The organism is Actinosynnema sp. ALI-1.44 (assembly GCF_001984155.1).
In the GTDB taxonomy this organism is placed as follows: Bacteria; Actinomycetota; Actinomycetes; order Mycobacteriales; family Pseudonocardiaceae; genus Kibdelosporangium.
The window spans coordinates 182370-199772 of the sequence record NZ_MTQO01000054.1; the positions used below are offsets into that span (position 1 = coordinate 182370).

A 17403-nucleotide genomic window follows, 5' to 3' on the forward strand; every position below is an offset into this window, starting at 1 on the left:
AGCACACCGTAGCGGCCGTGGAACGCTCATCCCACCAGTCGGGAGAGCCTGGCCAGCCGGTCCGCGGGCTTCTGCCGCGGACAGCTCGTGCACTTCTCCTCGTGCGAAGCGCCGAGGTAGATCAGGCAGCACGACCCGCGCCGGACGAACTGACGCCCCCGGAGTTCGACGTACCGGGGCGTCGGCAGCTCGGCGCCGATCGCGGCGGCGAACTGGGCCGCCTGAGCCGCCCTGCCCGCCCACAGCAACCGCGTCGCCAGCGAGTCCGCGGCGATCGCCCACAGGTGCCGCTCCCGCGCGCCGCTGGCCTTCGCCACGGCGGCGATCGCGGCTGTCAGCATCTCGTGGGTCCGCGCGGGCAGATCCCCCTCGTAGACCGGCGACCGCGCGTCCAGCACGCGCCCGTCCGGCTCCATCAACAGCGTCACCGCGGCCAACCCGGGGTCACGGCCGTCGACGACCGGCCCGAACAGCACCGAACTGGCCGAGTACCACCACAGCACCCCCAGCGTGACCCGATCACCGAGCGGGTAGCGCCGCGCCGACAGCGTCAGTTGGTCGGCCAGCCACCCGGTGTCCTCGACGAACGCCCCCGGTACTTCGATCACGAGTTTCTCCGGTAGACGGAAACGACGAACGCCGCGGTGACCGTCAACGCGTGCTTGACCGAAGCCAGCGCCCCCTCCGCCACGTGGTACGCGTTGGGTCCCATGTGGACGACGCGGTGCACGTCACCGGGCTCGAGCGTCAGCTCGATCTCGCAGTCGTGCCGCCCGGTCAGTGCGAACTGGGCCTGCAGCGACGAGTCCAGCCTGGTCAGCTTGTCCGCGTCCACCTCGAGCATGTCCACGTACGTGCGCAGCTCGGACAGGTGCGTCGAGTCCGGAGTGACCACGACGAGCGTGCCTTCCGGGCGCAGCACCCGATGGCATTCGATCAGGTTGCGCGGCGCGAAGATGTTCATGATCACGTCCGCCGACCGCTCCCGCAGCGGCCACGGCTTCCACAGGTCCCACGCGACCGCGCCGATGCCGGGGTGCGCGCGGGCGGCCCGGCGCAACGCGGCCGTGGACGTGTCCATGCCGAGCCCCGAGGCGGCCGGTGCGCGCGCCAATGTCGCCGCAAGGTAGTAACCCGTACCGGTACCCGCGTCCACCACGAGCGCGTCGCGGCGCAGGTCACGGGCGGCCTCGTGGGCCACCAGCCGGGCCAGTGGCGCGTAGTGCCCCGCTGAGAGGAACTCGTCCCGAGCGGCCACCATCTGGGTGGTGTCCCCGTTCCCGGACCCCAGCAGGTTCACGTAGCCCTGCTTGGCCAGGTCGAAACTGTGCCCTGACGTGCACCGCAGCGCCCGGTCGCGCTGGGTGAGGGGGGACTGGCAGTGCGGGCAGCACAGAGCCCCCAGCGGTACCGGTGGGAAACCAACCGGGTTGCCGGTCTTCTCGTCGCTTCTACCTCGGCTCATCGTCCTACGACGCTATCCAGCCGCGGCCCGGTGGACAAAGCGGGTTGTCCGATTGGTAACGATTCACTCGTGGACCAGGGGGGAAACGTTCTCGTAACAATGGGTGCCGCACAGTTCACCGCCGCGAAACGCGCGGTGCCATCTCAGGAAACACCGCTTATCGATCCTGCCCGTTGCAAAGGACAGCACGGGAGGACGATGTGAACGCAGGAGACACAGCCTGGATCCTGGCCAGTGCCGCCCTGGTCATGCTGATGACGCCAGGGCTCGCGTTCTTCTACGGCGGCATGGTCCGCTCGAAGAGCGTGCTCAACATGCTCATGATGAACTTCGTCGCGCTCGGTGTGGTCGGGGTGCTGTGGGTGCTGTTCGGCTATTCGCTCGCGTTCGGCAACGACGCGTTCGGCGGCCTGGTCGGCAACCTCGACAACGTCGGGCTCGAAGGGACGGTCGGTGCCGTGGCCGGTACCGCGCCGACCCCGGAGGATCCGGCTGGTCACCAGTACCCGGCGCTCGCGTTCGTGATGTTCCAGCTGATGTTCGCGATCATCACGGTCGCGCTGATCTCCGGCGCGATCGCCGACCGGACCAGGTTCTGGGCGTGGACGATCTTCGCGGGGCTGTGGGCGACCATCGTGTACTTCCCGGTCGCGCACTGGGTCTTCGCGTTCTCGTCGGCCGACGGGTCGGTCGTCGGCGGGTGGATCGCCAACCAGTTGAAGGCGCTGGACTTCGCGGGCGGCACGGCGGTGCACATCAACGCCGGTGCCGCGGGTCTGGCACTGGCTCTCCTGCTCGGCAAGCGCACCGGCTGGCCGCGTGACACCGGCCGCCCGCACAACGTCCCGTTCGTCCTGCTGGGCGCCAGCCTGCTGTGGTTCGGCTGGTACGGCTTCAACGCCGGGTCCGCGCTCGGCGCCAACCAGACCGCCGCCGTCGCGTTCATGACCACCACGGTCGCCACGGCCGCCGCTGTCATCGGCTGGCTGCTGGTCGAGCAGATCAAGTACGGCAAGCCGACCACGCTGGGCGCGGCGTCCGGAGCGGTCGCGGGTCTCGTCGCGATCACCCCTGCAGCCGGGTTCGTCAGCCCGCTCGGCGCGTTGGCCATCGGTGTCATCGCCGGTGTGCTGTGTGCTCTCGCGGTCAGCCTGAAGTACAGGCTCGGCTTCGACGACTCGCTCGACGTCGTCGGCGTGCACCTGGTCGGCGGCCTGGTCGGCACCCTGCTGCTCGGGTTCTTCGCCACCACGTCGCTGAACTCCGCCGGCGCGGACGGCCTGTTCTACGGCGGTGGTTTCGCCCAATTGGGTAAGCAGGCCGTCGCGGCGGGCGCGGTGCTCGCGTACTCCTTCGTGCTCACCCTTGTCCTCGGCTTCCTGATCAAGATCACCATCGGGTTCCGGGTGTCCAAGGAGGACGAGGTCTCCGGCGTCGACGAGGCGCTGCACGCCGAAAGCGCGTACGACTTCGGTGGACTGGGCGGCGGCGCGGGCCTCGGCCACTCCGCCAAACCGACCGGCGCACACTCCGCTGCTTCCCTGGAAAAGAGCAAGGCATGAAACTCGTGACCGCGATCATCAAGCCGTTCACCCTCGACGACGTCAAAGCGGCGCTGGAGCAACTCGGCGTGCTCGGCATGACCGTCAGCGAGGTCCGCGGCTACGGCAGGCAGAAGGGCCACACCGAGGTCTACCGCGGCGCCGAGTACGCCGTGGACTTCGTGCAGAAGGTGCGCATCGAGGTGCTCACCGACGACGCGGCGGTGGACAAGGTCGTCGAAGCCGTCGTGGAGGCGGCGCGGACGGGCAAGATCGGTGACGGCAAGGTCTGGGTCACGCCGGTCGACACCGTCGTCAGGGTGCGGACCGGGGAACGCGGTACCGACGCGCTGTGACGGGCGACGGGGGGATTCCCGTGGGGGAGGTGCCGTCGGCGGCTGATCTCGTGCAGGCCCGTGACCGGCTGCTCAAGCCGGTCACGGGCCAGCGCAGGCTCGCGCCTGACGCGCTTCGTGAAGCACTGACCGACCTGCACGAGTTCTGGCTCACCGCACACGCGGCACAGGCCGGGATCGACGCGGGCCAGGGGGTCGCGCTGGTGGCGGTCGGTGGCCTCGGCAGGCGCGAGCTCGTGCCGTACGCCGACCTGGACCTGTTGCTGGTGCACGAGGGACGCGGCAGCGCCGTGACCGACCTGGCCGAACAGCTGTGGTACCCGCTGTGGAACTCCGGGATCGGCCTTGACCACTCGGTGCGCACCGTCGGCGAGGCGCTGGACGTCGCCACGAGCGACCTGCGGACCGCGGCGGGCCTGCTCGACGCCCGGTTCATCGCCGGTGACCAGCGGGTCGCGGAGCGGCTGGCGACCTCCGCGCGTGACCGGTGGCGGGCGACGGCGCGCAAACGCGTCCCCGCCATGGCCGAGGACGCGCGGCTGCGCTGGCGGCGCAGCGGGGAAGTGGCCCATTGGGTCGAACCGGATCTCAAACACGGCCGCGGTGGCCTGCGGGACGTCGGCCTGTTGCGGGCGTTGGCCGTGGCGCAGCTGACCGACCGGCCGAGTGAGGAAGTCCACCAGGCGCAAAGGCTCCTGTTGGACGTGCGGACCGAGTTCCGCCGTGTCGTGCGGCGTCCCAACGACGTCCTACGCGCCCAGGACGCCGACGAAGTCGCAGCGGCGTTGGACAGGGGTGACCGATTCGATCTCGCGCGGGCGCTGTCGGGAGCCGGCCGGGCAGTGGCGTACGCGCTCGACGTCGCCTTGCGCGGAGTCGTGCCCGACGGCCCGCGCCGCGTGCTGGGCAGGCTCCGGCGTGGGCCGGAACGCCGACCGCTCGACGAAGGCGTTGTGCTGCACGGCAACGAAGTGACCCTGGCGAGGGACGCCGAACCCCACCGCGACCCCGCCTTGTTGCTCCGGGTGGCCGCGGCCGCCGCTCGCACCGGCAACCAGATCTCCCCGGCGACGTTGCAACGCCTCGCCGAGTCAGCGCCGGAACCCCGTACACCGTGGCCCGTGCACACTCGCGACGAGCTGATCGCGTTGCTGGGCGCGGGAGAAGGCCTCATCGACGTCATCGAGGCGTTGGACCGCACGGGGTTGTGGGCACGACTGTTCCCGGAGTGGGGAGCTGTCCGTGACCTGCCGCCCAGGGACGCGGCGCACAAGTGGACGGTCGACCGGCACCTCGTGCAGACCACCGCGTACGCCGGCCGGATGGTCACCAGGGTGGCACGGCCGGACCTGCTGCTGCTCGGCGCGCTGCTGCACGACATCGGCAAAGGCAGACGCGCGGACCACTCGGAAGTCGGTGCGGCACTGGCGACCCAGGTCGGCGAGCGGCTCGGCTTGTCCAAACAGGACGTCGACACGCTGTCGGCGGCGGTCCGCCACCACCTGCTCCTGCCGGACACCGCGACCAGGCGCGACGTCACCGACGAGGCCACGGTCGTGCGGGTCGCCGAAACCCTCGGTGGCGACCCGGTACTGCTGGAACTGCTGCACGCGCTGGCGGAAGCGGACGCGCTGGCGACCGGGCCGGGCGTGTGGACCGAGTGGAAGGCGGCGCTGATCGGCGAGCTCGTCGTCAACAGCCGTCGTGCGATGGCAGGGGAACCGATCGCCCGGCCGGAGCCACTGGCTTCACCGCACCGGGTGCGTGCCGAAGCCGTTGCCGCGTCAGGCAAACACGACGTCGAGATCGAGTCGTCCGGCCGGGTCGCGACCGTGACGGTCTTCGCGCCGAACCGGCCGGGGCTGCTGTCCCGGGCCGCTGGCGTGCTCGCGTTGAACTCGTTGGAAGTGCACGCGGCGAGCGTTGACTCGTACGCGGGCATCGCCGTGCTGATGTTCACGGCGTCGCCGCGGTTCGGTTCGTTGCCGAACGCGTCGTTGCTGCGTGAGCAAATGGGGCTCGCGTTGGCGGGCAAGTTGCCGTTGGCCGAGCGGTTGACGGCCAAAGAGCGCGACTATGGCGGACGACCGGAAGACGCACCCGAGCCACGAGTGCTCTGGTTCGACGACGAAGCGGGCAAGGACTACCCAGGTGCTGTCGTGCTCGAACTGCGCGCGGCGGACCGCATCGGCCTGCTGTACCGCGTCGCCGAGGCGTTGGAACGGTGTGGCGCCGACGTACAGTGGGCTCGTGCGGCCACACTGGGCGCCACGGCTGTCGACTCGTTCTGCGTCCAAGCGGCCGACGGCGGCGCCCTGAGCCCCGACAGCCGAGACCGGCTCGCCGAAGCCGTCCACACGGCGGCCGTCACCTGATCCCACTCACCCCGCCTGAGTAGTCCTACCCAGCGCGATACGGGGGCCTTCACGCTGCCGGTAAGCCCAGCTCAGCGGCAGTCTTAGGGCTGTCACGAGGAGGCGCGCGAGCGCGAGGGGACGCGGTGCAGGAGGGAGATCGCCCGGGCGGGGGCCGGGCGGTTGCCGCGATAGCGGGGTGCTTGCTCGGACCGTGAACCGCCCGGCGGGGCCCATCGAGGGGTAGGGCCTACCGGGCGGTTCTCACACTAGTACTGGCCCTCCGGCAGCCGGTCCCACACGACCTTGAGCCACTTGCGGACGTCCCCGCACGGGTCCTTCGAGCCGCCCGCGTTCATCTGGGCCTGCAGGTACTTGTTCCGGTTCGCCGCGACGACCAGCACACAGGACCGTCGTCGAAGCTCAGCTTGGACGTCGTGTTGCCCTCGAAGTCGTCGGTCTGGGTGCCCTTGGGGGTACCGCCGCTGGCGAGGTTGGCACCGCCGGACAGCGTTCCCGTCAACGCCCACTGGCACGCGGTCGGCTTGCGCTTGGGAATCAGCGAACGATCATGAACAGCTGGTCGGACGGGTCGACCTTGGCGTTGAGCCGCACACCCGCCTCCAGGCCGTCCTCGTACGAGCACCGCACGGTCGCCTCGAACGGCTCGAACCCCTCGCCGCTGAGCCGCAGCCGCAGTTCCAGCGCCACCATCCCGTCGAGGTCGGTGTGGTCGGACGAGAGGATCTCGGCGACCGCGGGCACCCCGGCCCGGTCGAGACGTCGTTGGTCGACGGCCGCCGTGCTGGCCGTCCGCCAGACGAGCAGCCCGAGCGGGATCATGATGAGCGTCACGACGACGTTGACGATCACGGCGACCGTGCGGTCCTCGTCGGGGACCGGGACGAACACGAGTATCGCCGGGCCGGCCAGCCACACGAACAACGCCAGGAAGTACAGCACGCCCCGGCCGACGGGCCCGGTCCGGCGACCGAGCCTTGACGACGACTCCTGTGCGTACCGGGGCATCAGGGCCTCGCCGTCATCAGGTTCGCGAACATCTCGCCCTGCTCGATCGCGTCGTCCAGCGCGTTGTGGGTGTGCCTGCGCTTGGACAGCAGGTGTTTGGGCATCGTGCCCTTGGCGACCCCGCTGATCGGACGGTCCCAGCGCGCCGCGAAGTGCGTCTTCATGTCCAGGCACCGGGAGTGGCCGAACGGGCTCACTCCGGTGAAGCGGATCGCGTACCAGTACGTGAACATCCAGTCGAAGCTCGCCGGGTACGCGGTGAACACGGCCGACGCACCGCCGGACACCTCCCGTACCCACTGCGAGAAGTCCCGCATCGCCTCGGCCGGGTCGGTGCCGTCGACAGCCAGGCGGTCGCGGTCCAGCCCGCTGACCGCGAGTGCCTCCGGCACGAAGTCGTCACTGATCGGCTTGAGCTCCCGGTAGAACGTCCGGGCCTGCGGATCCTCGGCGGTGAACACCCCGCCGTCGTGCCGCCCGGCCACGCAGGCGCCGAGCGAGATCATCGAGTACGGACCGGGGATCGGGCCGTCGGCCTCGACGTCCACCGAGATGTAGATACTGGCCTTTGCCACCCGCACATCCAACCGCGACTACCCTGGTGGTGATACCCACGACTTCGCCTGGGAGTGCTGTCCGTGTTCGACACCCTTTCCGACCGGCTCACATCGGTCCTGCAGAACCTGCGTTCCAAAGGGCGACTGACAGACGCGGACATCGACTCCACCGCGCGCGAGATCCGCATCGCGCTGCTGGAGGCCGACGTCGCGCTGCCGGTCGTGCGCGCCTTCATCGCGCAGATCAAGGAGCGGGCCAAGGGCGCCGAGGTCTCCGCGGCGCTGAACCCGGCCCAGCAGGTCGTCAAGATCGTCAACGAGGAGCTCATCGCGATCCTCGGCGGCGAGACCCGCAGGCTGAACTTCGCCAAGCACCCGCCGACCGTGATCATGCTCGCCGGTCTGCAGGGTTCCGGTAAGACCACCCTGGCGGGAAAGCTCGCCCGCTGGCTGCGGGAGCAGAGCCACGCGCCGCTGCTGGTCGCGTGTGACCTCCAGCGACCCAACGCGGTCACCCAGTTGCAGGTCGTCGGCGAGCGCGCCGGGGTCCAGGTGTACGCCCCCGAGCCCGGCAACGGCGTCGGCGATCCGGTGGACGTGGCCCGCCGCGCGATCGAAGAGGCCAAGCGCGCCCAGCACGACGTGGTCATCGTGGACACCGCCGGCCGTCTCGGTGTCGACGAGGAGCTGATGAAGCAGGCCGCGGACATCCGTGACGCGGTCCAACCGGACGAGACCCTGTTCGTGGTCGACGCCATGATCGGTCAGGACGCGGTGTCCACGGCCGAGGCGTTCCGCGACGGCGTCGGCTTCACCGGTGTCGTGCTCACCAAGCTCGACGGCGACGCCCGCGGTGGTGCCGCGCTGTCGGTCCGGCACGTCACCGGTCAGCCGATCATGTTCGCGTCCAACGGCGAGAAGCTCGAGGACTTCGACGCCTTCCACCCGGACCGGATGGCCAGCCGCATCCTGGGCATGGGTGACGTGCTGTCGCTGATCGAGTCGGCCACGAAGGTCTTCGACGAGCAGCAGGCCCAGGAAGCGGCCGAGAAGCTGACCGCGGGCCAGCTGACGCTGGAGGACTTCCTCGAGCAGATGCTCCAGGTGCGCAAGATGGGGCCGATCGGCAACCTGCTCGGCATGCTGCCCGGCGGCGCGCAGATGAAGGAAGCCGCGGCCAACATCGACGACAAGCACCTCGACCGGCTGCAGGCGATCATCCGCGGCATGACCCCGGCCGAGCGAGCGGACCCCAAGATCATCAACGCCTCCCGCCGGGCCCGGATCGCCACCGGCTCCGGAGTGCGGGTGGCCGAGGTCAACGACCTGGTCAACCGCTTCTTCGAAGCCCGCAAGATGATGCAGCAGATGGCGGGCCGCTTCGGCTTCGGCGGAGGCGGCGGGATGAGCCGCAAGGCCAAGAAGGACGCGCGCAAGAAGGGCCGCAAGGTCAAGGGCAAGGGCAACCTGCCCGCGCTGCCCGGCTTCCCCGCCGGCGCCGCCCCCGACCTCTCGCACATGCCGCCCGGTCTCAACCAGCTGCCGCCCGGCCTGGCGGGCCTGGACCAGCTCCCGCCCGGGTTCGACCCGTCCAAGCTGAAGTTCCCGAAGAAGAAGGGCAAGTGACCGCGCTGCACCTGCGGGGAGTCGTGCTCCCCGGCGACGAGGTCCGCGACGTCTGGGTGGTCAACGGCCGGATCCGGTTCACCCCGGTGCCGAACGCGGAAACCGTCGTCGACGGCGGCTTCCTGGTGCCGGGCCTGGTGGACGCGCACTGCCACATCGGGATCTCGCCGTCGGGCAACCCGACGCTGGAGGAAGCGGCCGAGCAGGCGGAGACGGACCGGGACACCGGCGCGTTGCTGGTGCGCGACTGCGGCGTGCCGATCGACACGACGCCGTTGCAGGAGCGCCTCGATCTGCCGAGGATCGTGCGTGCGGGCAGGCACATCACCAGGCCCAAGCGCTACATCCGGTACCTGGGCGTGGAACTGGAAGACCCGGAGCAGTTGCCTGAGGCGGTCGCCGAGCAGGCCGCGTACGGCGACGGCTGGGTGAAGCTGGTCGGCGACTGGATCGACCGCTCGGTCGGCGATCTGGCGCCGCTGTGGCCGGACGACGTGCTGGCCAAGGCCATCGCGGTGGCGCACCAGGCAGGGGCGCGGGTGACCGCGCACGTGTTCGGCGAGGACGCCATCCCCGGCCTGCTCGCGGCCGGGATCGACTGCGTCGAGCACGGCACCGGCCTGACCGCCGACACCGTCGCCACCATGGCGGAGGCAGGCACCGCGCTCGTGCCGACGCTGATCAACATCGACACGTTCCCCGAACTCGCCGCGAGCGCCACGAAGTTCCCGGCATACGCGGCGCACATGCTCCGCCTGCACGCGTCGGTACGCGAGACCGTCCGGATGGCCATCGACGCGGGCGTGCCTGTGTACGCCGGAACGGACGCGGGTGGCGGAATCGCGCACGGCCGTCTGGTGGACGAGATAGAAGCCTTGCACGGCGCGGGAATGAGCCGGACGGACGCGTTGGCAGCCGGGTCGTGGGCAGCGCGTGGCTGGTTGGGCTATTCGGGTATCGAAGACGGCTCGGCGGCTGACATCGTCGCCTACTCGGCGGATCCGCGAACCGACCTCAGCGTGCTGCGATCACCCAGTCGGATTGTCTTGCGTGGTCGGATCGTGCGGTGACACGCCGAATCGCTCGGTGACACGCCGGGAACCGCCGTAGTCTGCCAAACAGGCCGCGCACCCGGGTGCGGCCTGCTCGCGGCTATCGGAGGACGCCCGTGACCCCACCACCCCCACGGGAGCCCGAAACTATGGCAGCGGAGCCGTTGGGGGAGCAGCCACCCGTGCGGGCGCCCAGCCACAAATGGGGTATCGGCGCGTTCTTGTTCGTCGAGGCCGTGTTGTTGTGTTCGGCCGCGTTCATCGCCGCGATCCTGCAACCGAGCACATCGGATCAACGGATCAGAGTGGTGACCATTGTGGTCGGCACGATCCTGCCGACGCTGATCGCCACCGGGGTCGCACTGCTGATCACCCGGCTGCGCGGCAACGGCCCGCGGATCGACCTGCGCTGGTCCTACACCAGGGAGGACTTCCGGGTCGGGGTGAAGTTCGGCCTGATCGGCCTGGTGCTGACCACGATCGCCGGGATGATCTGGATCAAGGTCGTCGGCGAGGGCAACACCACCTCGGCCTTCAGCGCCCTGGTCGAGTCGCGGTCGCTGCCGGTCATCGCGGCCGTGGTGATGTTCCTGTACGCGACGCTGCTCGGCCCGCTCTGCGAGGAGATCATCTTCCGTGGCCTGCTGTGGGGCGCGCTCGAACGCCTGCAGTGGGGCCGTTGGGCGGTGCTCGCCCTGAGCACGGCCGTTTTCGCGGTCAGCCACCTCGAACCGCTGCGCACCTCGTTGCTGATCGTGATCGGCATCCCGATCGGTCTGGCCAGGCTGTTCACCGGCCGCCTCGGTGCCAGCATCATCGCGCACCAGGTGAACAACTCCGTTCCCGCGTTGCTCGTCCTACTCGTCTCCCTCGGAGTGATGGCCCCCTAGATGGATCTCAACAGCGATCTCGGTGAAGGTTTCGGAGTCTGGACGCTCGGCGACGACGCTGCCCTGCTCGGCGTGGTCACGTCGGCGAACGTGGCGTGCGGCTTCCATGCCGGTGACCCGCGCACGATGCGTTCGGTGTGCGAACTGGCGGCGTCGCGCGGTGTCGCGATCGGCGCACAGGTGTCCTATCGGGACCTGGCCGGGTTCGGCAGGCGGTTCATCGACGCGGACCCCGTGGAACTGGCCGACGACGTGCTCTACCAGATCGGCGCCTTGTCGGCCTTCGCCACGGCCGCGGGCGTGCGGGTGGCGTATGTGAAGCCGCATGGAGCGTTGTATAACGCCGTTGTTCACCACGAAGAGCAAGCGGCGGCGGTCGTCGCCGCGGTCAAGGCATGGGGTGACCTGCCTGTCCTTGGCCTGCCCGGCTCGGCGTTCCTGACCGCCGCGGCCGTCGCCGGCCTACGAACCGTCGGCGAGGCTTTCGCGGACCGTGGGTACACGCCTGCGGGGACGCTCGTGTCGCGGCGTGAACCGGGTGCGTTGCTCACCGACACGGCAGCGGTCGTCGAACGTGCGTTGCGGCTGGCGTCGGACCGTCAAATCGTCGCCGTGGACGGGACCGTGGTCGACGCGTCGACCGTCGAGTCGTTGTGCCTGCACGGCGACACGCCAGGCGCTGTGCAGCACGCCCAGGCCGTGCGCGCCGCCCTGGAGGACGCCGGAGTCCTCCTCACCCCCTTCTCTCCACCCTGATCGTTGGCAACCAATGTGGCTTTCGTTGCGTTTCGCGGTACCAATGTGGCATTCGTTGCACGGAGACCGGGGGTGATTGGGAGCGGGGCGGACGCGTCTGGCACAATATGTGGCTGTCCGCTGTGGCTGGACCCTCTCACCACGCCATGGCTGCCATTCGGGCCTCGCCCCCGTGTCCCCACGCGGGTCGCAGCGAGTTCCACCCGTAGCACCAGAACGTCGAGGAGTACCACTACCCGTGGCAGTCAAGATCAAGCTGCAGCGTCTCGGAAAGATCCGGTCGCCGTACTACCGCATCATCGTCGCCGACGCGCGCAGCCGTCGTAGCGGTAAGGCCATCGAGATCATCGGCCGCTACGCCCCGAAAGAGGAGCCGAGCTTCATCGAGGTGAACTCGGAGCGTGCGCAGTACTGGCTGGGTGTCGGCGCGCAGCCGACCGACCCGGTGCAGCACCTGCTGGAGATCACCGGTGACTGGCAGAAGTTCAAGGGCCTGCCGGGTACCGAGGGCACGCTGAAGGTCAAGGAGCCCAAGGCCGACAAGGCGGAGCTGTTCGCCGCCGCGCTGGCCGCCGCGGGCGAGGAGCCGATGACCGAGGCGACCACGCCGAAGAAGAAGAGCGGCAAGAAGTCCGAGGCCAAGGCTGACGAGGCCAAGGCGGACGACGCCGCCGCAGCCAAATCGGAAGACGCGTGAGCTTCCTCGCGGACTCGCTCGAGCACCTGGTGCGCGGGATCGTCGACCACCCGGACGAGGTCCGGGTGGAGCTGGTCACCACGCGCCGGGGCCGTACTCTCGAGGTCCACGTCCACCCCGAGGATCTCGGCAAGGTGATCGGCAGGGGTGGCCGGACGGCCACCGCGCTGCGCACGGTCATGGCCGGGATCGGTGGCCGGGGTGTCCGCGTGGACGTGGTGGACACAGACCACTAGCGCCCATGGATGTCGTCGTCGGCCGCGTGGCCAAGGCGCATGGAATCCGCGGTGAACTCGCCGTGGACGTGCGCACAGACTCGCCTGAGCAGCGTTTCGCTCCTGGCGCGGTTGTGGCCGCGCGGCTGCGCGACGGTACTTCCAAACCGTTGACGTTCGCCACCATCCGAACCCATGGCGAGCGCCTGCTCGTCACGTTCGACGAAGTGCCGGACCGGACGGCTGCGGAGTCCCTGCGAGGCGCCTTGCTCCTCGCGGACACGGACGATCTGCCGCCGACGGACGACCCCGACGAGTTCTACGACCATGAGCTCGAAGGGCTGTCCGCCGTGCTGACTGACGGCACCGCGGTCGGTGTCGTCCGGGAAATCGTGCACAGCGCCGCAGGAGAGCTCCTCGCGATCGACAAGGACGGCCGTGAGGTCCTCGTGCCGTTCGTGCGCGAGATCGTCCCAGAGGTGGACGTAGCGGGGCGTCGTGTCGTTCTCGACCCGCCCGAGGGCCTGCTGGACTGAACCATGCGCATCGACGTCGTCACGATCTTCCCCGAGTACTTGGCGCCCCTGCGGGCGGCGTTGCTCGGCAAAGCCATCGACAAGGGTCTGCTGGACGTACGCGTCCACGACCTGCGTGACTGGACGCACGACGTGCACAAAGCCGTCGACGACAGCCCGTACGGCGGCGGCCCCGGCATGGTCATGAAGCCCCAGATCTGGGGAGACGCCCTGGACTCGGTCTGCGTGGGCGAAACGCCCCGGCTGGTCGTGCCCACGCCGGCGGGCCAACCGTTCACTCAGGCCATGGCGCGGTCGTACGCAGGCGAATCCCGTCTGGTGTTCGCCTGCGGCCGTTACGAGGGCATCGACCAACGCGTGATCGACGACGCCGCCCGTCGCATGCCGGTGGACGAGGTGTCCATCGGCGACTACGTGCTCGTCGGCGGCGAGGTCGCGGTGATGGTGATGGTCGAAGCCGTCGCCCGGCTGCTGCCCGGCGTGCTGGGCAACCCGGCGTCGGCCGAACAGGACTCGTTCTCCGACGGCCTGCTCGAAGGCCCCAGCTACACCCGGCCGGAGGTCTGGCGCGAGTTCGCGGTCCCGGACGTGCTGCGCTCCGGCAACCACGCGGCGATCGACCGCTGGCGCCGTGACCGGGCCATCGAGCGGACCTTCGAACGCCGCCCTGACCTGCTCGAACACCTGCCGGACGAGGCGCTGGACAAACACGACCGCGCCCTGCTCGACCAGCTGCGCGCAGGGGCGATTTCGCCTCCGCCATGACGACCTGTCATACTTGCTCGGTTGCTGCTGTCGGGCCTGCTTCCGACGCGCGCCAGAAAGCCCCCTCCCAGGTTGGCTCCAGCTTGCTGTGACGCCCGCCGGGAGACACGAAGAACACACCCGATGACGAGGATGGACAACCGATGAACACCCTGGATGCACTGGACGCCCAGTCGCTGCGTTCCGACATCCCGGACTTCCGGCCGGGCGACACCCTCAAGGTCCAGGTCCGCGTCATCGAGGGCTCGCGCTCGCGAGTCCAGGAGTTCCAGGGCGTCGTGATCCGCCGCCAGGGCGGTGGCATCCGCGAGACCTTCACCGTTCGCAAGATCTCGTACGGCGTCGGCGTCGAGCGCACCTTCCCGGTGCACTCCCCGAACCTGGCCAAGATCGAGGTCGCCAAGCGCGGTGACGTCCGCCGGGCCAAGCTCTACTACCTGCGCGAACTGCGCGGCAAGGCCGCCAAGATCAAGGAGAAGCGCGACGCTCCTTCGGGCGCGTGACGCGACCGGCGCCTTCTGCCGTAACCTGGCCACGTGGTTAATCCCGTGCATCCGAACGCACCCGAGGATGATCCCGAACGTCCGGATGAAGTCACCGGCAAGCTGGAATCCGAAAAGTCCGAAACGCCTGAACCCGGTATTTACGAGTCCAGGCGCGGACGTTCCAGCAAGGGTGACTCCGACGACGAGTCGGAATCAGGCAAGAAGCCCAAAAAGAAGAAGATGTCGTTCTGGAAAGAGCTGCCGATCCTGATCGTCGTGGCTCTCGTCCTGGTCTTCTTGATCCAGCAGTTCCTCGCCAGGGTGTACGTCATCCCATCGGGATCGATGGAGCAGACGTTGCACGGGTGCCCCACGTGCCAGGGCGACCGGATCCTCGTGGAGAAGGTCACCTACTACTTCACCGACCCGGCGCCCGGAGACGTTGTCGTCTTCAAGGGCCCGGGGCCGTGGGTGCAGAACGAATACACCGAGCAGCGGTCCGACAACGCGTTCGTGCGCTTTCTCGAGCAGATGGGTTCGGTCATCGGACTCGCACCGCCGGACGAGAAGGACTTCGTCAAGCGCGTGATCGCCACGGGTGGCCAGACGGTTCGCGGCGACGCGGACGGCAAGGTCTACGTGAACGACAAGCCGCTCAACGAGCCGTACGTGTACTGGGAAGGCGACGCCCCCAACACCGAGCAGGCCTTCGAACCGATCACGGTTCCGCCGGGCGCGCTGTGGGTGATGGGCGACAACCGCAACAACTCGTCCGACTCGCGAAGGCAAGGCGGTGGCGGGCTCAACGGCGTCGTACCGGTGTCCGACGTGATCGGCAAGGCGCAGGTGATCGTCCTGCCGCCGGGGCGTTGGGGCGGCATCACGGACCCGAACCCGCAGGCGCTCGCTCTCTCGCCGGTGTTGCAGCAGGGCATCCCGATCGGTGCGGGTGTGCTGCTGGCGTGGCCGGTGTTGTGGACCTCTCGTCGGGTGGGCCGCGCGGTCACGCGTTCGGTCAAGGGTTCCGATCGGAAGTAGCCCAGTGGCGGTCACCATGAGCCTGCGCCCGCCGCGCGTTCCCATCCGGCGTGACGGCGGGACCTGGGCGATGCAGAGCGCATTGGAACGCCGTGGCCTCGGCCCTGTCGTCGGAGTCGACGAGGCCGGCCGAGGCGCGTGCGCGGGGCCGCTCGTAGTCGCCTCGTGCATGTTGAAGCCCGGCGACGCGGCGAAGTTCGGGGACCTCACCGACTCGAAGCTGATGACCCCGGCGGCCCGCGACCGGATGTACGACATCGTGCTCAAGCGTGCGTTGGATTACGCCGTTGTCGTGATTCCACCCGATGAGGTGGACTCTCGCGGCGTGGGCTACGCGAACCTGGAAGGCATGCGCCGTGCGGTGGCATGGCTGGACGTGCAGCCTGGGTACGTGCTCACGGACGGTTTCCGCGTCTCGGGGTTCACCTCGCCGAGCATGGCGGTGATCAAGGGCGACGCGGCTGTGGCGTGTATCGCAGCCGCTTCTGTGCTCGCCAAGGTGACCAGGGACCGGATAATGGGTGAGTTGCACGAGGAGCTGCCTGTCTACGGCTTCGACGAGCACAAGGGCTACATCACCGGCAGGCACCACGCCGCGCTCGGGGAGCACGGTCCCAGCGCGGTACACCGGTGGTCGTACTCGAACGTGGCATCCGCGGGCATCAAGCACGGTCTGCGCCCGCCGCGCCGGGTAGCGCTGAGTGTCGCGGCGGCGGACGTGGTTCACAATGGGGGCTCCCCTCGGCAAGGGGCGGAATCAGGACGAGGAGGAGCTCGGGTCGGATGAGTGCGGAGGACCTTGAGAAGTACGAGACCGAGATGGAGCTGCAGCTCTACCGGGAGTACCGCGACATCGTCGGCCAGTTCTCCTACGTGGTGGAGACGGAGCGGCGGTTCTACCTGGCCAATTCGGTCGACGTGCAGATCAGGGACGCGGACGGCGAGGTGTACTTCGAAGTACGCATGTCCGACGCCTGGGTCTGGGACATGTACCGGCCGGCTCGGTTCGTCAAGAACGTCCGCGTGATCACGTTCAAGGACGTGAACGTGGAGGAGCTGGACAAGCCGGAACTGCGGCTGCCTGACGAAGGGCTGGGTTCCTAACCCAGCAGGTGCGCCCTGAGCAGGTCGTTGAACTCGACAGGGCGTTCGACGTTGGCCAGGTGCGCGGCGCCGTCCAGCACGACCACGCGGCTGCGTGGGATCGCGGCGGCGATGTCCCGCAGGTGGTCGGGTGGTGTCGCGGCGTCCTCGGCGCCCGCGATCGCCAGCGTCGGCGTCGGGATCTCGGCGAGCTGGTCGGCGAAGTCCCACGCGCCCAGCGCGGAGCACGCGCTGATGTAACCGTCCTGCGGGGTGTTCGCGACCATCGTGCGGATCGCGGTCCGCTGTCCCGCGTCGGTGAAGTCCTTGCTCAACCACCGGCCGAGCGTGGCCTCGGCGAGCCTGTCCATGCCCTCGGCCCGGACGCTCTCGGCCCGGTCGGCCCAGTACTCCGCCGTGCCGAACCACGACGACGTGCACGCGAGCACGAGCTGGTCGATCCGATGTGGGTGGTACCGGCTGAGCCACATGCCCACCGCGCCGCCGAGTGACAGGCCGCAGAAGTGGGCCTTCTCGATCTGCAGCTGGTCGAGCATGGCCAGTACGTCACCGGCGAGGTCCGCGATCTGGTACGGCCCCGGCGGCACGGGTGACTTGCCGTGGCCGCGGTGGTCGTAGCTGATCACCTGGTATTCGCCGGACAGGGCTTCGCGTTGGGGCAGCCACATGTCCAGGTTGCTGCCCACTGAGCCGGAGAGGACGAGGACGGGTGCGTCCTGCGGGCCTTCGATCATCCGGTGCACCTCGACGGGCTTCACTGGACTCCTCTCGTTGCGGGCTCCCTTCGGCGGGCAACTCACCCTAGTGCCATCCCACCGGTCGACACACCCGCCAATCGAGCGCCTACCACACCCCACCGACATAACGGCGCGTCACAAGATCGAGAAAAGTCCGTCCATCCACAACCGAAGACTTGTCCACAACCCACACCCGACCA

At 69.0% G+C, this 17403-nt stretch carries 21 protein-coding genes; 15 read left to right on the forward strand and 6 right to left on the reverse strand.

Features of this window, described 5'->3' with window-relative positions; all coding sequences use genetic code 11:
• Nucleotides 1–26: 26 nt before the first annotated feature.
• Both ALI144C_RS47755 and ALI144C_RS47760 read right to left on the reverse strand, forming a co-directional pair.
• Nucleotides 27–608 (reverse strand): (2Fe-2S)-binding protein, encoded by a 582-nt coding sequence (locus tag ALI144C_RS47755; RefSeq protein WP_083754034.1) that lies wholly within the window; start codon nt 606–608, stop codon nt 27–29.
• Nucleotides 605–1465 carry a putative RNA methyltransferase gene (locus ALI144C_RS47760; protein WP_076993946.1) on the reverse strand — a complete coding sequence of 287 codons (861 nt, stop codon included), beginning with the start codon at nt 1463–1465 and terminating at the stop codon, nt 605–607. Before ALI144C_RS47760 ends, ALI144C_RS47755 begins: the two co-directional genes overlap by 4 nt.
• A 248-nt stretch (nt 1466–1713) precedes the next feature.
• Between ALI144C_RS47760 and ALI144C_RS47765 the strand changes: the two genes are divergently transcribed.
• From ALI144C_RS47765 to ALI144C_RS47775, 3 genes are read left to right on the forward strand one after another with little or no spacing between them, the layout of a single operon-like run.
• Nucleotides 1714–3027: an ammonium transporter gene (locus ALI144C_RS47765; protein ID WP_441297621.1), complete on the forward strand. Its 1314-nt coding sequence runs from the start codon at nt 1714–1716 to the stop codon at nt 3025–3027.
• The gene (locus tag ALI144C_RS47770; RefSeq protein ID WP_076993947.1) at nt 3024–3362 is read left to right on the forward strand and encodes a P-II family nitrogen regulator; all 339 of its coding nucleotides are present in this window, start codon (nt 3024–3026) and stop codon (nt 3360–3362) included. Before ALI144C_RS47765 ends, ALI144C_RS47770 begins: the two co-directional genes overlap by 4 nt.
• Nucleotides 3363–3391: 29 nt before the next feature.
• A complete protein-coding gene (locus ALI144C_RS47775; RefSeq protein WP_076994801.1) occupies nt 3392–5737 on the forward strand; it encodes a [protein-PII] uridylyltransferase in 2346 nt (781 codons plus the stop codon).
• 248 nt (nt 5738–5985) lie between these two features.
• Here ALI144C_RS47775 and ALI144C_RS58590 read toward each other — a convergent pair whose 3' ends face one another.
• The 3 genes from ALI144C_RS58590 to ALI144C_RS47785 form a co-directional block, all read right to left on the reverse strand.
• Nucleotides 5986–6120, reverse strand: coding sequence for a hypothetical protein (locus tag ALI144C_RS58590; RefSeq protein WP_269086743.1), 135 nt, complete (start codon nt 6118–6120; stop codon nt 5986–5988).
• A 154-nt stretch (nt 6121–6274) separates the two neighbouring features.
• Nucleotides 6275–6745, reverse strand: coding sequence for a hypothetical protein (locus ALI144C_RS47780; RefSeq protein ID WP_076993948.1), 471 nt, complete (start codon nt 6743–6745; stop codon nt 6275–6277).
• A complete protein-coding gene (locus ALI144C_RS47785; protein ID WP_202819224.1) occupies nt 6745–7320 on the reverse strand; it encodes a 3'-5' exonuclease in 576 nt (191 codons plus the stop codon). The genes ALI144C_RS47780 and ALI144C_RS47785 overlap by 1 nt, the downstream gene beginning before the upstream one ends.
• Before the next feature lie 63 nt (nt 7321–7383).
• Between ALI144C_RS47785 and ffh the strand changes: the two genes are divergently transcribed.
• From ffh to ALI144C_RS47845, 12 genes are all read left to right on the forward strand, one after another.
• Nucleotides 7384–8928 carry a signal recognition particle protein gene (gene ffh / locus ALI144C_RS47790; protein ID WP_076994803.1) on the forward strand — a complete coding sequence of 515 codons (1545 nt, stop codon included), beginning with the start codon at nt 7384–7386 and terminating at the stop codon, nt 8926–8928.
• A complete protein-coding gene (locus ALI144C_RS47795) occupies nt 8925–9998 on the forward strand; it encodes an amidohydrolase family protein (RefSeq protein WP_076993950.1) in 1074 nt (357 codons plus the stop codon). The genes ffh and ALI144C_RS47795 overlap by 4 nt, the downstream gene beginning before the upstream one ends.
• Nucleotides 9999–10129: 131 nt before the next feature.
• Nucleotides 10130–10870: a CPBP family intramembrane glutamic endopeptidase gene (locus ALI144C_RS47800; protein WP_083754035.1), complete on the forward strand. Its 741-nt coding sequence runs from the start codon at nt 10130–10132 to the stop codon at nt 10868–10870.
• The gene (locus ALI144C_RS47805; RefSeq protein ID WP_076993952.1) at nt 10871–11626 is read left to right on the forward strand and encodes a LamB/YcsF family protein; all 756 of its coding nucleotides are present in this window, start codon (nt 10871–10873) and stop codon (nt 11624–11626) included.
• A 238-nt stretch (nt 11627–11864) separates the two neighbouring features.
• Nucleotides 11865–12323, forward strand: a complete 459-nt coding sequence (gene rpsP / locus ALI144C_RS47810) for a 30S ribosomal protein S16 (protein WP_076993953.1) — start codon at nt 11865–11867, stop codon at nt 12321–12323.
• Entirely contained in the window at nt 12320–12559 is a 240-nt protein-coding gene (locus ALI144C_RS47815) for an RNA-binding protein (protein ID WP_054294919.1), read from the forward strand. Before rpsP ends, ALI144C_RS47815 begins: the two co-directional genes overlap by 4 nt.
• A gap of 5 nt (nt 12560–12564) precedes the next feature.
• Nucleotides 12565–13074: a ribosome maturation factor RimM gene (gene rimM, locus ALI144C_RS47820; protein ID WP_076993954.1), complete on the forward strand. Its 510-nt coding sequence runs from the start codon at nt 12565–12567 to the stop codon at nt 13072–13074.
• 3 nt (nt 13075–13077) lie between these two features.
• A complete protein-coding gene (gene trmD / locus ALI144C_RS47825; protein ID WP_076993955.1) occupies nt 13078–13839 on the forward strand; it encodes a tRNA (guanosine(37)-N1)-methyltransferase TrmD in 762 nt (253 codons plus the stop codon).
• A 143-nt stretch (nt 13840–13982) separates the two neighbouring features.
• Entirely contained in the window at nt 13983–14342 is a 360-nt protein-coding gene (rplS, locus tag ALI144C_RS47830) for a 50S ribosomal protein L19 (RefSeq protein ID WP_042183418.1), read from the forward strand.
• A gap of 33 nt (nt 14343–14375) precedes the next feature.
• Nucleotides 14376–15362, forward strand: coding sequence for a signal peptidase I (gene lepB, locus ALI144C_RS47835; protein ID WP_076993956.1), 987 nt, complete (start codon nt 14376–14378; stop codon nt 15360–15362).
• A gap of 16 nt (nt 15363–15378) precedes the next feature.
• Nucleotides 15379–16149 (forward strand): ribonuclease HII, encoded by a 771-nt coding sequence (locus tag ALI144C_RS47840; RefSeq protein WP_193441288.1) that lies wholly within the window; start codon nt 15379–15381, stop codon nt 16147–16149.
• A complete protein-coding gene (locus tag ALI144C_RS47845; protein WP_033391514.1) occupies nt 16146–16466 on the forward strand; it encodes a DUF2469 domain-containing protein in 321 nt (106 codons plus the stop codon). The genes ALI144C_RS47840 and ALI144C_RS47845 overlap by 4 nt, the downstream gene beginning before the upstream one ends.
• Here ALI144C_RS47845 and pcaD read toward each other — a convergent pair.
• On the reverse strand, nt 16463–17224 hold the full coding sequence (gene pcaD, locus ALI144C_RS47850) for a 3-oxoadipate enol-lactonase (RefSeq protein ID WP_237774663.1): 762 nt from the start codon (nt 17222–17224) through the stop codon (nt 16463–16465). The genes ALI144C_RS47845 and pcaD overlap by 4 nt on opposite strands.
• Nucleotides 17225–17403 lie beyond the last annotated feature (179 nt).